This window comes from Mycobacterium neglectum (assembly GCF_002591975.1).
Lineage (GTDB): Bacteria > Actinomycetota > Actinomycetes > Mycobacteriales > Mycobacteriaceae > Mycobacterium > Mycobacterium neglectum.
Window position 1 is genome coordinate 1 of the sequence record NZ_NVQE01000055.1, and the last position, 14673, is coordinate 14673.

General features: G+C 65.0%; 13 protein-coding genes and 2 pseudogenes. 7 read left to right on the forward strand and 8 right to left on the reverse strand.

Annotated elements, in window-relative coordinates; translation table 11 throughout:
- Positions 1 to 126: 126 nt before the first annotated feature.
- The 3 genes and pseudogenes from CSQ99_RS27405 to CSQ99_RS27415 all read right to left on the reverse strand — a co-directional run.
- Positions 127 to 255: pseudogene (locus tag CSQ99_RS27405) on the reverse strand (dihydrofolate reductase family protein); the annotation flags it as partial.
- A gap of 83 nt (positions 256 to 338) precedes the next feature.
- Complete coding sequence (locus CSQ99_RS27410) at positions 339 to 839, reverse strand: methylated-DNA--[protein]-cysteine S-methyltransferase (protein WP_099042147.1); 501 nt, start codon at positions 837 to 839, stop codon at positions 339 to 341.
- Between the two features lie 4 nt (positions 840 to 843).
- Positions 844 to 2322 (reverse strand): annotated as a pseudogene (locus CSQ99_RS27415) (AlkA N-terminal domain-containing protein); the annotation flags it as partial.
- 166 nt (positions 2323 to 2488) lie between these two features.
- Here CSQ99_RS27415 and CSQ99_RS27420 point away from each other — a divergent pair.
- Positions 2489 to 2995 carry a hypothetical protein gene (locus CSQ99_RS27420; RefSeq protein WP_099042148.1) on the forward strand — a complete coding sequence of 169 codons (507 nt, stop codon included), beginning with the start codon at positions 2489 to 2491 and terminating at the stop codon, positions 2993 to 2995.
- Positions 2996 to 3010: 15 nt separating this feature from the next.
- On the opposite strand, the gene CSQ99_RS27425 is transcribed toward CSQ99_RS27420, so the two are convergent.
- Complete coding sequence (locus CSQ99_RS27425; RefSeq protein WP_099042149.1) at positions 3011 to 4819, reverse strand: fatty acyl-AMP ligase; 1809 nt, start codon at positions 4817 to 4819, stop codon at positions 3011 to 3013.
- A gap of 116 nt (positions 4820 to 4935) precedes the next feature.
- Between CSQ99_RS27425 and glsA the strand changes: the two genes are divergently transcribed.
- Positions 4936 to 6219: a glutaminase A gene (glsA, locus tag CSQ99_RS27430; RefSeq protein ID WP_099042173.1), complete on the forward strand. Its 1284-nt coding sequence runs from the start codon at positions 4936 to 4938 to the stop codon at positions 6217 to 6219.
- Here the strand turns inward: glsA and CSQ99_RS27435 are convergent.
- Positions 6216 to 7820: an adenylate/guanylate cyclase domain-containing protein gene (locus CSQ99_RS27435; protein WP_099042150.1), complete on the reverse strand. Its 1605-nt coding sequence runs from the start codon at positions 7818 to 7820 to the stop codon at positions 6216 to 6218. The genes glsA and CSQ99_RS27435 overlap by 4 nt on opposite strands.
- Before the next feature lie 46 nt (positions 7821 to 7866).
- Here CSQ99_RS27435 and nucS point away from each other — a divergent pair, with 46 nt between their 5' ends.
- On the forward strand, positions 7867 to 8538 hold the full coding sequence (gene nucS / locus CSQ99_RS27440) for an endonuclease NucS (protein WP_099042151.1): 672 nt from the start codon (positions 7867 to 7869) through the stop codon (positions 8536 to 8538).
- 11 nt (positions 8539 to 8549) lie between these two features.
- On the forward strand, positions 8550 to 8846 hold the full coding sequence (locus tag CSQ99_RS31605) for a hypothetical protein (protein ID WP_099042152.1): 297 nt from the start codon (positions 8550 to 8552) through the stop codon (positions 8844 to 8846).
- A 25-nt stretch (positions 8847 to 8871) separates the two neighbouring features.
- Here the strand turns inward: CSQ99_RS31605 and mce are convergent, their stop codons facing one another.
- On the reverse strand, positions 8872 to 9339 hold the full coding sequence (gene mce / locus CSQ99_RS27450) for a methylmalonyl-CoA epimerase (RefSeq protein WP_099042153.1): 468 nt from the start codon (positions 9337 to 9339) through the stop codon (positions 8872 to 8874).
- 79 nt (positions 9340 to 9418) lie between these two features.
- Between mce and CSQ99_RS27455 the strand changes: the two genes are divergently transcribed.
- From CSQ99_RS27455 to CSQ99_RS27465, 3 genes are read left to right on the forward strand one after another with little or no spacing between them, the layout of a single operon-like run.
- Complete coding sequence (locus CSQ99_RS27455; protein ID WP_099042154.1) at positions 9419 to 10600, forward strand: acetyl-CoA C-acetyltransferase; 1182 nt, start codon at positions 9419 to 9421, stop codon at positions 10598 to 10600.
- 44 nt (positions 10601 to 10644) lie between these two features.
- On the forward strand, positions 10645 to 11028 hold the full coding sequence (locus CSQ99_RS27460) for a DUF3817 domain-containing protein (RefSeq protein WP_099042155.1): 384 nt from the start codon (positions 10645 to 10647) through the stop codon (positions 11026 to 11028).
- A gap of 13 nt (positions 11029 to 11041) precedes the next feature.
- Positions 11042 to 11932 carry a tetratricopeptide repeat protein gene (locus CSQ99_RS27465; protein WP_176561247.1) on the forward strand — a complete coding sequence of 297 codons (891 nt, stop codon included), beginning with the start codon at positions 11042 to 11044 and terminating at the stop codon, positions 11930 to 11932.
- An 8-nt stretch (positions 11933 to 11940) separates the two neighbouring features.
- Here the strand turns inward: CSQ99_RS27465 and CSQ99_RS27470 are convergent, their stop codons facing one another.
- Both CSQ99_RS27470 and glgB read right to left on the reverse strand, forming a co-directional pair.
- A complete protein-coding gene (locus CSQ99_RS27470; RefSeq protein ID WP_099042157.1) occupies positions 11941 to 12420 on the reverse strand; it encodes an SRPBCC family protein in 480 nt (159 codons plus the stop codon).
- 35 nt (positions 12421 to 12455) lie between these two features.
- Positions 12456 to 14669: a 1,4-alpha-glucan branching protein GlgB gene (gene glgB, locus CSQ99_RS27475; protein ID WP_099042158.1), complete on the reverse strand. Its 2214-nt coding sequence runs from the start codon at positions 14667 to 14669 to the stop codon at positions 12456 to 12458.
- Between the last annotated feature and the right edge of the window lie 4 nt (positions 14670 to 14673).

Genomic DNA, 14673 nt, shown 5'->3' on the forward strand with positions numbered 1-14673 from the left:
CGGCGCGGTGTTCCACAAAGGCAAGCTACTCGAACGGCCCGTTGGCATCACACCCGCCGAGAGCGACGAATCAACCGAAACCGAGGTCGCCTGAAACAACCTCATCCACAGGTCTTGACAATATCTCGTCTCCCGCGCGAAGTCGTTCCAGTACTGGTGCAGTTCTTCGCTCGGATCAGACCAGTCGATGTTGCCCTGTGCGTCGGCGATGTAGCCGTCCACCGATACGTTGAAGCCATAGATGAGTTTGCCCATGCAGATCAGACTGCACCGGAGAGCAGAACTCACCGCGATGCAACACCAGATTATGTTTCGCAGCCTTGATCATCGCTGCGTCGCTAGAACAATGTCGGCGCAGCACCGTTGTGCGATTTCTCCATGTCGAGCAGAGTCCGCTTTCGGTCCAATCCCCCGCCGTATCCGGTGAGGCTGCCGTTGGCTCCGATCACCCGATGACACGGCACGATGATGCCGATCGGGTTATGGCCGTTGGCCAGCCCGACCGCCCGGAACGCACCGGGCGACCCGATCTGCTTGGCGATCTCTCCGTAGGACCGTGTCTCGCCGTAGGGGATGGTCAGCAGTGCCGCCCACACGCGTCGCTGGAACTCGGTGCCAACGAGGTCGAGACTCAAATCGAAATCGGTTCGCTCCCAAGCGAAATAGGCTCCGAGCTGCTCGACAGCGTCGGGGAACGCATTGTCGTCGGTTTCCCATCCCTCGTGGCTGGGCTCATAGGTCTGGTCGACCATCCGCAGGTGTCTCAACCGTCCGCCCTTGCCGGCCAGGGTGAGTAGGCCGACGGGACTGTCGACGGTGCGGAATTGCAAGGTTTCCATCATTCTCCTTCGGCGGCCACACGTTGACCGCGTGATCCAGCGCTGTCCACAGGTGCTGGGTCGCATAGGAGCGCCACGGACGCCAGCGCATGCTGTGTTCGATGAGTGCGCGCGAAGCGGCCGGCAGACCCAACTGCCGCGCAGCGATGCGCACTCCGAGATCACTGGCGGGAAACGCATCCGGGTCACCGAGGCCCCGCATCGCGATCACCTCTGCGGTCCACGGTCCGATGCCAGGCAATCCCACCAGCTGTGCGCGGGCGCGCTCCCAGTCGCATCCGGCGTCCAGAACGACATCTCGTTCGGCCAGCGCATGGATCAGCGTGATCAGCGTCCGCTGGCGGGACCTCGGGAAGGCGAGGTGCGCCGGGTCTATCTCGGCAAGATCCTCGACCGCCGGGAACACGTACGTGAGGCCACCTTCGACATCGGCGACCGGCCGGCCGTAGGCAGTGGCGATGCGGGCCGCGTGCGTACGCGCGGCCTTGATGGATACCTGCTGACCAAGCACCACCCGCAACGCCAGTTCCTGCTCGTCGACTGTTCGCGGTATGCGCTGTCCAGGCGCCTTGGCGACCAGCACACTGAGGTCAGGGTCGGCACTCAGCGCGTCAACGACCGCCTCCGGGTCCGCGTCGAGGTCGAGCAGCCGGCGGCAGCGCGCGATCGCCGCTGCGAGGTCCCGGAAGTCATCCAACTTGACATCGCATTGCACGTGGTCGGGTTGTGGTGTGAGACTGACGATTCCATTCCCGTTGGCCAGCCTCAGCGTGCGCCGGTATCTGCCCTCACGCACCTCCTCGACGCCCGGCACCGCGCTGGCCGCCAAGTGGCCGAACAGTCCTTCGTATGCGAACGGTGTGCGCACCGGCAACCGCAAGGACAGCGCACCGGCCCCGCTCTCGCCGCGGCTGAACCGCGAACGCGCACGGTGGCGCAACGCAGTGGGAGTCAGATCGCACACCGCCCGCACCGTGTCGTTGAATTGGCGGATGCTGGAGAAACCGGCCGCGAATGCGACGTCGCCGAACGGCAATTCGGTGGTTTCGACGAGCACGCGGGCGGTCTGCGTGCGCTGCGCTCTCGCCAGCGCAAGCGGATTCGCCCCCACCTCCGCCTGCAACAAGCGCTCGAGTTGGCGCGTGGTGTATCCGACGCGAGCGGCGAGGCCCGTGACGCCTTCACGGTCGACGGTGCCGTCGGTGATCAGTCGCATCGCCCTGGCGACTACGTCGCCGCGCACGTTCCACTCCGGCGAACCCGGTGAGGCGTCCGGTCGGCAGCGCTTGCAGGCCCGGAAGCCGGCCCTCTGCGCGGCGGCCGCCGTGGGGTAGAACCGCATGTTGCGGGCGAATGGCGGGCGTACCGGGCAGCTGGGCCTGCAGTAGATCTTCGTGGTCAGCACGGCAGTCACGAACCAGCCGTCGAACCGCGCGTCCTTGGACTGGACGACCCGGTAGCAGCGGTCGAAATCGTCGTGCACAGCTCAAACAATTACACGTGCCCACCGACATGACTGGCGGAAATCCGACATCGTCGTCGCGGGCGGGCCGGCCACGGCGGCCTCCGATGTCAGCGGGCTAACGATCTCGACAATTGTCGGCATCGGTACTCGCGTGCCAGCCCAGATCGTGCTCAGGTGGAGGGTGATGTCGATACGCGCGCTGGTCCCCCTTCGCCTGACCGTCGCCGCTGCGGCGTGCTCAGTGCTGGCCCTTGCCGGGCCGGCGTCGGGCACGGCCGCCCCCACCGCCGACGATCAGGGCTACATCGACTCGACCGCGCGCTGCACCTCGCCGAGCGAGGCTGTCGTCTTCGGCAGCACGAAAACATCGCGGGTGGCGATCTGTGTGTCCGACGGTGAGTACGAGTACCGCGGCGTGCGGTTGAGCGACGGCGCCAAGCTGATCGTCCCCGCCAAGAAATCCACCGAGGGTTACACCGCCGAAAACGACGGCATCACCTACTGGGTGACCGAAGACTCCTTGGTCGTCAGCGCGGGCAGGGAAATAATCCGCGATGAAACGATGACCGACTTCCATGCCCCGCAACAGTCCGGCGTCGGTGGCTCGCCGGCTGAGGCATCACCGTCGGCAACGCCGACGACGCCGTTGCCGCCGCCGCTGCCTGCTGAGGTCGGCGCCGGCGACAGCTGACGAACGGCCCGACGATTATCCGCGTAAGTCGCCGCTGAGATATTCGCCGCGGCATGCGCGACGGGCCACCTTGCCGCTAGTGGTGCGCGGGATGGCGCCCGCCGGCACGAATCGGATGTCCGCGACACCGAATCCGTGCACATCGGCGACGGCCGCGCGGATCGCTTCGCCCGCGGCGTCGGGATCGGCACGGCGAGTACCCGACGCGCGCTCCGCGACGATGACGACGCCGGCATCGGTGGAGAACGCCGCCAGGTAACCGCGCCGCACGATGGGCGAGGCGGCTTGCGCGGTGGCCTCGACATCCTGTGGGTAGTGGTGTCGGCCGTCGACATGAATGACGTCGGCGCGGCGTCCGGTCACATACAGTTCGCCGTCGAGGTACACGCCGAGATCGCCGGTGCGCAACCATGTTCCGTCAACCGTGTAACCGTCGGCGTGACTTCCCGACTGCAGTCGGGACCGCAGCGTGGCGTCGAACGTCTGCCGGGATGCCTCGGGCCGCCCCCAGTATCGCCGGGCCGTGTTGTTGCCGTGCAGCCAGATCTCGCCGACCCGGCCGTCGGCGAGTTCGGTGGCAGCGTCGGGGTCGACGATGACCGCCCACTGACTGCGGGCGACCTGACCGCACGACACATGCGCGACCGCGTCGCCATCATCCGCCGCGACGCGCACCGCCTGACCTTCGGCAAGTCGGCCACGGTCGAAGTAGGCCACCGTCGCACGGGCGGACGGGGCGATGGTCGATACGAACAGGGTCGCCTCGGCGATCCCGTACGACGGTTTGATCGCCGTGGCCGGCAGTCCGTATGGCGCGAACGCCTCATTGAACGAGGTGATCGCTTCCATGCTGACTGGCTCGGAGCCGATGATCATCACCACATTGCGGAGGTCGAGATCCTCATCGGGTGCGGGCGGGCCGCGCTGTGCGGTGTATTCGTAGGCGAAGTTCGGTGCCGCGGTGACCACACGCCCTTGCCGTGATCCGTCCGACAACGCACGGATCCAGCGCTGCGGCCGCCGAATGAAGGCAGTGGGGGACATCAGCGTCGAGTGGCCCCCGTACACCGCCGGGAAGCCGATCATCGACAACCCCATGTCGTGGTAGAGCGGAAGCCAGCTGACCCCGTGGGTGTTTCTGTCGAGCAGGTCGATGGACAGGATCATCTGCAGCAGGTTGGTTCCGACCGCGCGGTGGGTGATTTCCACCCCGACCGGCGATCGCGTAGACCCCGAGGTGTACTGCAGATGCGAGACCTCGTCCACGTCGATATCCACCGGAAGGAATCCCTCGGAGGCCGAGTCGGGGATGTCGTCGACGGTGATGACCGGCATCGTGCGTGCGAAGGCGAGCTCTGCGAGGAAGGCTCGTACTGTTTTGGCCGCCGCAGCCGTCGTCAGGATGGCCGTGGGCCGCGCATCGCGCAGCGCCGTTTCCAGACGTTCGGTGTGCCCTTGGAGTTCGGGGGCGAACAAGGGCACCGCGATGGTCCCCGCCTTGACCGCAGCGAAAAACGCCGTGACGTAGTCGAGGCCCGGTGGCGCCAGGACCGCCACCCGGTCACCGCGCGACGTCACTTGTTGCAGTCGGGCGCCGACGGCTCGCATCCGGCAGCCGAGCTGGTTCCACGTGAGTTCAGCGGCCGTACCGTCGGCCGAGCGGGCGAAATCCAGGTAGCGGTAGGCAACCGTGTCGCCGACGTTCGCGATGTTGCGGTCGATGAGCGATATCAGCGTCACGCCGGGCGGCAGAACTATGTCGCCGTCGTTATCGAGACATTCCTCGATCTTCAGCAGGCCCTCGGGGGCAAGCGAACCTTGCATGCACCCCAGTTTAGTTACTGTGACGTTGAGTATCACTTACCGGGCGCCAGATGTGATGCAGCACGCAAGGAGTACGTCCAGACGGTGTGACGGCGTGGCTGATTACACTCCACACCGTGGCCGAACTGGTGCAGCAATACCTGGACCGGATCCGGGCTGAGCACGCTGACGTCACCGAAGGTGAACTCGCCTGCTACATCCCCGAACTGGCCTGTGTTGATCCTTCCAGACTTGGTCTCTCGCTGTCGTTGTCCGACGGGTATGTCTACGAATCCGGCGATGCCGCAATCGAATTCACGATTCAGTCGATCTCGAAGCCGTTCACCTACGCATTGGCGCTTGACCAGTCCGGCCAGCAGGCCGTCGATGCCAAGATCGGTGTCGAGCCATCGGGGGAGGCGTTCAACGAAATAAGCGTCGACGACACCACCAAGACACCGAAGAACCCGATGATCAACGCGGGAGCGATCGCGGCCGTGGCGCTTGTGCCGGGTGCGACTCCCGACGAGCGATTCAACCGGATTCAGGATTTCTACTCGGCGTGCGCCGGGCGGCGCCTCGAGATGGACCATGCGGTGTACACCTCCGAGCGGGACACCGGTGCCCGTAATCGCGCCATCGCCTACATGCTGCAGAGCTTCGGGGTGCTTGGCGGCGACCCCGACGAAGTACTCGACGTGTATTTCCGCCAGTGCTCGCTGAAGGTGACTAGCACCGATCTGGCCCGGATGGCGACGACGCTTGCGCGTGGTGGCATAAATCCGTGTACTGGGCGACGGGTGATGGATGCTGCGGTCGTGCAGCGCACGCTGAGTGTGATGGTGACCTGTGGAATGTACGACGCCGCGGGGGATTGGGTGAGCGCCGTTGGCTTGCCCGCCAAGAGCGGCGTGGGGGGCGGCATTGTCGCCGTCTTGCCCGGGCAACTGGGGATCGGGGTCTACTCACCGCTTTTGGATGCCAGGGGCAACAGCGTGCGCGGAGTGCGGGTGTGTCGCAGCCTTTCCGCGCGGCTGGGGCTACATTTCCTCACTGTCACAAGGGAATCCTCATCAACTATCCGTGCGCGCTATGACCTGTGTGAGGGCGTGCGGGTGTACGAACTGCACGGCGACTTGTTATTTGCCGGTGCTGAACAGGTACTTCGCACCATCGAAATCGAGCGGGACGACTATGACGTCGCTGTTTTGGAGGTGTCGCGGATTGACGACATCAACGACGCCGCGCGCAGCATGCTCGCCGGCATGCGGACCGCCCTGACCGCCGTGGATAAAGAAGGCTTCCTGGTCGACCCGGACAACAAGGTGGTGCCCACAGGCATCCGGCAAGGCCGTGACGTGATTGTGTTCGACACGCTTGACGATGCGAGGGCGGCCGCCAAGGAATTCCGTGCCGGCTAGACCGGATGCGCGAGCCGAATCGGTTCGTCGTGGCCCCGTAGCGTCACCGAGTCGCCGAGAGTCCAGTGCGCACGCTCAGTCTCATCGGCGTTCGACACCGCGTCCGAGGATGCCAGCAGGTGTCCCGGCGAATCTTTCGCCAACTCGCACAGGCGGGCCGCCTCGTTGACGGGCTCGCCGATCACGGTGTACTCGAAGCGCTCGTTGGCGCCTATGTTGCCGGCCACCGCTTCGCCGGCCGCGACGCCGATACCGGCGTCGCATTCGGGTGCCTCGTCGCGGATTCGCCGGGCAATCGCGCGGGCGGCGGCCAGTGCCTCGCCTTCGGGATTGTCGAGGTGATTGGGCGCACCGAAGACGGCCAGGGCCGCGTCGCCTTCGAATTTGTTGACAAATCCGTGGTGGCGATCGACTTCGTCGACGATGACCGCGAAGAACCGGTTCAACAGGTCGACGACCTCGGTCGCAGGCCGACCGGTCACCAACTGTGTGGACCCGATGATGTCGACGAAGATCACCGCGACGTGGCGCTCCTCGCCGCCCAGCTTCGGCCGCTGTTGCTCTGCCGCGGCAGCCACCTCGCGGCCGACGTGACGACCGAACAGATCCCGAACACGTTCTCGCTCACGTAATCCCGCGACCATCGAGTTGAAGCCCCGCTGCAGCTGCCCGAGTTCGGTGCCGTCGAACACCACCAGGTTCGTGTCGAGGTCCCCCTGCTCGACGCGGGTGAGGGCGGCGCGCACCACCCGCACCGGCGTGACGGTGAGCCAGGACAGGATCAGCATCAGGATGAACCCGAAGACCAGCGCGAACAGCGCGAGAATCATGACGGCGATGATGAATTGCGTTGGCGTTACATTCTGTTGAATCAGAGTGATTGCGGCGGCGAGGAAGATCCCGAGCACCGGCACGCCTGAGCCCAGGGCCCAGACCAGCATCGTGCGGCCCATGATGCCCTCGGCGACGCGGCGCGGCGGCCTGCCCGCCTCCAGCGCCTGCGCAGCGACCGGGCGCAGTGCGAACTCAGTGAAGAGATAGCAGCTGGCCGATACGACGATGCCGGGAAAACTGATGCCCAACAACCATTTCGGGATGAAGTCGGCGTCGACCATGCCATACAACGTCGTGAGGACGACGGTGCCGGTTCCCCAGAGAGCCAGCAACACGCGGGTGAGCCGCCACGGGGCGAAGAACGTGTTGCGCTGGTCCTCGCGCGTTGGCGGTCGTTCCTCTATGGCCCAACGGACATTGTTCATCACGCGGGTGGTCGCCCAGAAAACCCCGACGATCAGCGCGGTCGCGACGTAGATCGGCACCGCGATGAAGGTGATCGGACGGACCCCGGGTTCGAAGACGCTGGGCGTCGGGAAGGCGACGGTGACAACCAGGGCGGCCACCCCGATACCGATGAGGTTCGCGACGACGACGAATGCGGTGAGAATGATCTGGATGCGAACGCGCCGCTTGCGTTGGCTCTCGGATACCCGGCCGAGGACCCACGAGCCGTACTCGGGCGTGGCGGGCACGCGGCTGCTCTGGCTCGTCACCCGCTCCAGCACGCGACCGAGTCGCTGTGCCACGGACTTGTTGGCCGTCATCGTGGCTAAAGCCTAGGTTGCCGTCCGGCCCCTTAAGGTGGTTCGGGTGCGTCTCGTGATCGCCCAGTGCACCGTCAACTACGTCGGGCGCCTGACCGCGCATCTGCCGTCGGCCCGCCGCCTGCTCCTCGTCAAGGCCGACGGATCGGTCAGTGTCCACGCCGATGACCGCGCCTATAAGCCGCTGAACTGGATGAGCCCGCCCTGCTGGCTCACCGAGGAACCCGACGGGCCCTGTCCGGTGTGGGTGGTCGAGAACAAGGCGGGGGAGCAGCTGCGCATCACTCTGGAGGACATCGAGCATGACTCCAGTCACGAACTCGGCGTCGACCCCGGATTGGTCAAGGACGGCGTCGAGGCGCATCTGCAGGAACTGCTGGCCGAACACGTCGAGCTGCTCGGCACGGGCTACTCACTAGTGCGCCGCGAGTACATGACCGCGATCGGGCCCGTCGATCTGCTGTGCCGCGACGAGAACGGTCGCTCGGTCGCCGTCGAGATCAAACGGCGAGGCGAGATCGACGGCGTCGAACAACTCACCCGTTATCTCGAACTCCTCAATCGCGACACCGTGCTCGCACCCGTCGCGGGCGTTTTCGCTGCCCAGCAGATCAAACCCCAGGCGAGGACGCTGGCGACCGACCGCGGGATTCGTTGCGTCACTCTGGACTACGACCAGATGCGCGGCATGGACAGCGACGAGTTCCGGCTCTTCTGAGCGTCGACGACATGCCCAGGCGCCGTACACCGCCGCGCAAGCAGCGCGCCGCGCCGCCGCTTCCCGCGGCTCGGCGGATCGAAACCGGGCCGGACGGCTATGAGTACGAAGTGCGGCCTGTCGCGGCCGCACGTGCGACGAAGACGTACCGCTGCCCCGGATGCGATCACGAAATTCGCTCCGGCACTGCACATGTACTCGTTTGGCCGGCCGATCGTGGCGATCAGGCGTCAGAAGACCGGCGGCACTGGCACACGCCGTGCTGGACGAACCGGGCGACGCGCGGTCCGACCCGCAAGTGGTCTTGACGCGCTGGAAAGCGAAGGCCCAGCGTCAGTGATCGGCGGGCTCGACGAGTTCGATGAGAACGCCGCCGCCATCCTTGGGATGGATGAAGTTGATCCGCGAATTCGACGTGCCGCGGCGCGGTGCGTCGTAGATGAGTCGGACGCCATCGGCGCGCAGTCGCTCGGTGAGTGCATCGATGTCGCTGACGCGGTAAGCGATCTGCTGAATTCCGGGACCACGCTTGTCGAGGAACTTCGCGATGGTCGAATTCTCATCGAGGGGTGCCATCAACTGAATCTGGGCGCTGCCGACCGGCGCACCGCGCACGGCCAGCATGGCCTCGCGGATGCCTTGGTCGTCGTTGACTTCTTCGTGCAGAACGATCATTCCGAGGTGGTCGTGGTACCACGTGATGGCCACATCGAGATCGGGAACGGCGATGCCGACGTGGTCAACTGCTGTGACCAACGCGCTCGCGAGGGCCGGACGGGCATCGATCTGCTCGGCGGTCATAAGCCAACGGTAACGTTTACTAGAACGGTTGCATATGCGTAATCGGTCACATTGGTCGGCAGGACCCCGGAGGTTATTAATGACGACATCGGTAATTGTTGCTGGCGCCCGCACGCCGGTTGGCAAACTCATGGGATCGCTTAAAGACTTCTCGGGTAGTGACCTGGGTGCCGTTGCGATCGTTGGAGCGCTGGAAAAGGCCAAGGTCCCGGCCTCGGCGGTCGAATACGTGATCATGGGCCAGGTCCTCACCGCAGGCGCCGGGCAAATGCCCGCCAGGCAGGCAGCGGTGTCCGCGGGTATCGGTTGGGATGTGCCGTCGCTGACCATCAACAAGATGTGTCTGTCGGGCATCGACGCCATTGCGCTGGCCGATCAGCTGATTCGTGCCGGCGAGTTCGACGTCGTGGTCGCGGGGGGCCAGGAGTCGATGACCAGGGCGCCGCACCTACTGATGGACAGCCGAGGGGGGTACAAGTACGGCGACGTCACCGTTCGCGACCACATGGCCTATGACGGTCTGCACGACGTTTTCACCGATCAGCCGATGGGCGCGCTGACCGAGCAGCGCAACGACGTCGACCAGTTCACCCGGGCCGAGCAGGACGAGTTCGCGGCACGTTCGCACCAAAAGGCCGCGGCGGCCTGGAAAGACGGCGTCTTCGCCGACGAGGTCGTGCCGGTGAAGATCCCGCAGCGCAAGGGCGACCCAATCGAGTTCACCGAGGATGAGGGCATCCGCGCCAACACCACCGCCGATTCTCTGGCCGGTCTCAAGCCCGCGTTCCGCAAGGACGGCACCATCACCGCCGGATCGGCGTCGCAGATCTCCGATGGCGCCGCCGCGGTGGTCGTGATGAACAAGGAGAAGGCCCAGGAGATGGGGCTGACCTGGTTGTGCGAGATCGGCGCCCACGGCGTGGTTGCGGGCCCGGATTCGACCTTGCAGTCCCAGCCGGCCAACGCCATCAAGAAAGCGATTGCCCGCGAAGGCATTTCGGTCGATCAGCTGGACGTCATCGAGATCAACGAAGCGTTCTCCGCGGTTGCACTCGCGTCGATGAAGGAGTTGGGCGTCGACCCCGAGAAGGTCAACGTGAATGGGGGTGCGATCGCCGTCGGGCATCCGATCGGGATGTCGGGTGCCCGGATCACGCTGCACGCCGCCCTTGAATTGGCGCGACGCGGTTCTGGCTACGCCGTCGCGGCGCTGTGCGGCGCCGGTGGTCAGGGCGACGCCCTGGTGCTGCGCGCGGGGTGAACATCTACGACGTGGCGTAGTAATTCGCTCGCTATTCGGGCACAATGGCGGCCATGACAGGCGCTTTCGATCTTCGGTCCATTGCTGGGTGGTTTCGGCTCGTCGCTTTGCTCGAGGCCTTCAGTTGGGTCGGTCTGCTGGTCGGAATGTATTTCAAATACCTGGCCAGCGCGCCAACCGAGATCGGCGTCAAGGTGTTCGGCATGGCGCACGGGCTGATCTTCATGGGTTTCGTGGTGGCGGCCGTGTTGGCCGGGATCGCGTTCAAATGGTCGGTCGGGACCTGGTTGTTGGCGTTGATCGCGAGCATCGTGCCGCTGGGCAGTGTGATCTTCCTCATATGGGCAGATCGGACCGGGAAAATGGGCGTAGCGGCACCGATTGCGGCGATCATCCAACCGGGGCAGCCGGTTCCCGAAACGACGTGACAAACTTGTGGGCGTGACTCGTCCACGTCCTGCTGCTGCCTCCATGGCAGGTGCGATTGATCTTTCGGCCCTCAAGCAACCGGCTGCTGCCGGCGGCGGAGGCGCGGCCGGCCCGTCCGGCGGTGTCGAGGTCACCGAGGCCAATCTCGAAGCCGAGGTTTTGGTCCGCTCGAGCCAGGTTCCCGTCGTCGTTCTGCTGTGGTCATCGCGCAGCGACGCGAGTATCCAATTGGGTGACGCGCTGGCGAGTCTCGCCGCCGCCGACGGCGGCAAGTGGTCGCTGGCAACGGTCAACGTGGACACCGTTCCAAGGGTGGCGCAGATGTTCGGCGTCCAAGCCATCCCGACCGTCGTGGCGTTGGGCGGAGGGCAGCCTCTTTCGAGCTTCCAGGGGATGCAGCCACCCGAGCAGTTGCGCGGCTGGATCGACTCGCTGCTGAATGCGACCGCGGGAAAACTCGGCGGCGCAGGTGATGCTGAGGATCCCGAACACGTGGACCCCGAATTGGTTCAGGCGCGCGCACATCTCGACGCCGGTGACTTCGATGCCGCGCGCAGCGCGTATCAGGCGATACTCGAGGCCAAGCCGAATGATCCCGAGGCCAAAGGCGCGGTGCGTCAGATCGGATTTCTGCAGCGCGCATCGGCGCACCGTCCGGACGCCTTGACTGTGGCTGATGCCGCACCCGACGACATCGAGGCGGTGTTCGCCGCGGCCGACGTGGAAATCCTGCAGCAGAACATCGCATCGGCGTTCGACCGACTGATCGCATTGTTCAAACGCACCGCCGATGACGATCGCACCAAGGTACGGACTCGGCTCATCGAGCTGTTCGATCTCTTCGATCCGGCCGACCCAGAGGTGATCGCCGGCAGGCGCAAGCTGGCCAACGCGCTGTACTGATCCGCTCGCTAGTCGACGAGCACCTTCGAAAATTCCTCGAGGACCTGACGCGCGTACCCGCGCCAGAACCAGCTGAAGGCTGGAAGGGCGGGAGTCGCGAGTCGAGACCGCGGATGCATCACGTAGCGCCAAGTGACCCGAGTGCCGGTTCCCGCGGGCGTGAAGTGGAACTGGCCGTCGATCCGCGTCAACAGGGCCCCAAGTGGACCTACGAAATCAGTGATGACGTAGTTCCATTCGCGCGGTTCGTCGACGCTGACCACCGTTTCGGTGATGCTTCCGCCGCCGCCGAGCGCGAAGCTGCGAGTTTGGCCGACGGTGCCCGCCCAGTTGCCGCCGTCCCGACCGCCGACACCCGTTATCGGTGGTATCGGGCCGTAGCGGCGTTTGAAAACGACCGTCGGATCCATGTCGATGATTCCGCGGTAAGCCTGCGTTGGGGTCACCGGGATGGCCCGCGACTGCTCCACTCTCACACCGTCCGGCATCCGCCGATCGTAAGCGTCTGATTGTGAGTAAGCGGCTACTCCGGGTCGACCGGCTCGAACCACAGTGCGGCCATCGGGGGCAGCACCATGAGCGCTGACGCCGGACGGCCGTGCCACGGCTCGTCGGTCGCCTCGACGGCTCCGTAGTTGCCGATACCCGACCCGTTGTAGATGTCGGCGTCGGAGTTCAGTACTTCCCGCCAGGTACCCGCATGTGGAAGGCCGAGCCGATAACGGGAGTGCTCGGCGCCGGAGAAGTTGAACACGCATGCCAGCTTGGAACCGTCGTCGCCGAAGCGCATGAAACTCAGCACGTTGTTAGCCGAGTCGTTGGCGTCGATCCACGAATAGCCCTCAGGCTTGGTGTCTTGGGACCACAACGCCCGCGAGCCGCTGTAAACGGTGTTCATATCGTGGACGAACCGCTGCACTCCGGTGGAGAAGCTGTTCTCGTCGAGCTGATACCAGTCGACACCGCGCTCCTCCGACCACTCGGCACGCTGTCCGAACTCCTGGCCCATGAACAGCAGCTGCTTGCCGGGGTGGGCCCACTGGTACGCCAGTAGGCCGCGCAGTCCGGCGGCCTTGACGTGGTCGTTGCCGGGCATGCGTCCCCACAACGTGCCCTTACCGTGGACGACCTCGTCGTGGCTGATTGGCAACACGAAGTTCTCGCTGAACGCGTAAAGCATCGAGAACGTGATCTCGTGATGGTGGTAGCTGCGGTGAATCGGATCGCGCTTGATGAACTCCAACGTGTCGTTCATCCAGCCCATGTTCCACTTCATCGAGAAGCCAAGGCCGCCAAGGTTTGTCGGTCGGGTCACGCCGGGCCACGACGTGGACTCCTCGGCGACGGTGACGATGCCTGGGGCGAGTTTGTGCACCGTGGCATTCATCTCCTGCAGGAACTGCACAGCTTCGAGGTTCTCGCGACCACCGTAGATGTTCGGCGTCCAGCCGTCTTCGGGTCGTGAATAGTCCAGGTAAAGCATCGATGCGACCGCATCCACCCGAAGCCCGTCGATGTGATACTCCAGCAGCCAGTACAGCGCGTTGGCCACCAGGAAGTTGCGGACTTCGGCGCGTCCGAAGTCGAACACGTAAGTGCCCCAGTCGAGTTGTTCACCGCGTCGCGGGTCAGAGTGTTCGTACAGCGCCGTGCCGTCGAAGCGGCCCAGCGCCCACGCGTCCTTCGGGAAGTGGGCCGGGACCCAGTCCATGATCACGCCGATGCCTGCCCGGTGCAGGGTGTCCACCACATGGCGGAACTCGTCGGGGGTGCCCAATCGTGAGGTCGGCGCGTAGTACGACGTCACCTGATAGCCCCAGGAGGGGCCGAACGGGTGCTCGGCGACCGGCATCAACTCGACGTGAGTGAAACCGTTGGCGACCACATATTCGGTCAGTTCGGTTGCCAATTCGCGATAGGTCAGACCCGGTCGCCACGACATCAGGTGCACCTCGAGCGTGCTCATCGGCTCGAATACCGGGTTCTTCTTGGCTCGCGCGGCCATCCACTCCTGATCCGCCCAGGTGTACTCGCTCTTGGTGACCTTCGAGGCTGTCTGGGGCGGCACCTCGGTGGCGAACGCCATCGGGTCGGCACGGTCGCTCACCGAACCGTCGGCGCCGTGCACCCGGAACTTGTAGAGCCCGCCGACCTCGAATCCGGGCCAGAACAGTTCCCACACGCCCGTGGAGCCGAGCACTCGCAGCTGGGCCTCATTGCCGTCCCAGTGGTTGAACTCACCGATCAGGCTGACGCCCTTGGCATTCGGTGCCCACACTGCGAAGGACACTCCTTCGACCACGCCGTCGGGCGTGGTGAAGCTACGGGGATGCGCGCCGAGGATATCCCATAGCTGCTCGTGACGGCCTTCGGCGAAGAGGTGCAGATCTATCTCACCGAGGGTGGGTAGGAAGCGGTACGCATCAGCGACGGTGTGTACGGACTGTCCGTCGCCCGCGGCGTAGCTGACCTCGAGTCGGTAGTCCACCAGATTGGTCAGCGGCAGCGCGACAGCGAACAGGCCGCCCTCGATGTGGCCGAACGGATAGCGCTGACCCCCCACGACGGCCACCACGTCGACCGCGTGGGGTCGGTACGCGCGAATGATCGTATGGTCGTCGTACTCGTGGGCGCCCAGAATCGAATGTGGATCGTGGTGTTCGCCGGCGAGCAGCCGGTTCAGGTCGGCCGTATGGGGCCGCAGATTGGGGCTGGCGAGTTGGTTGGTCTGTGTCATGTCG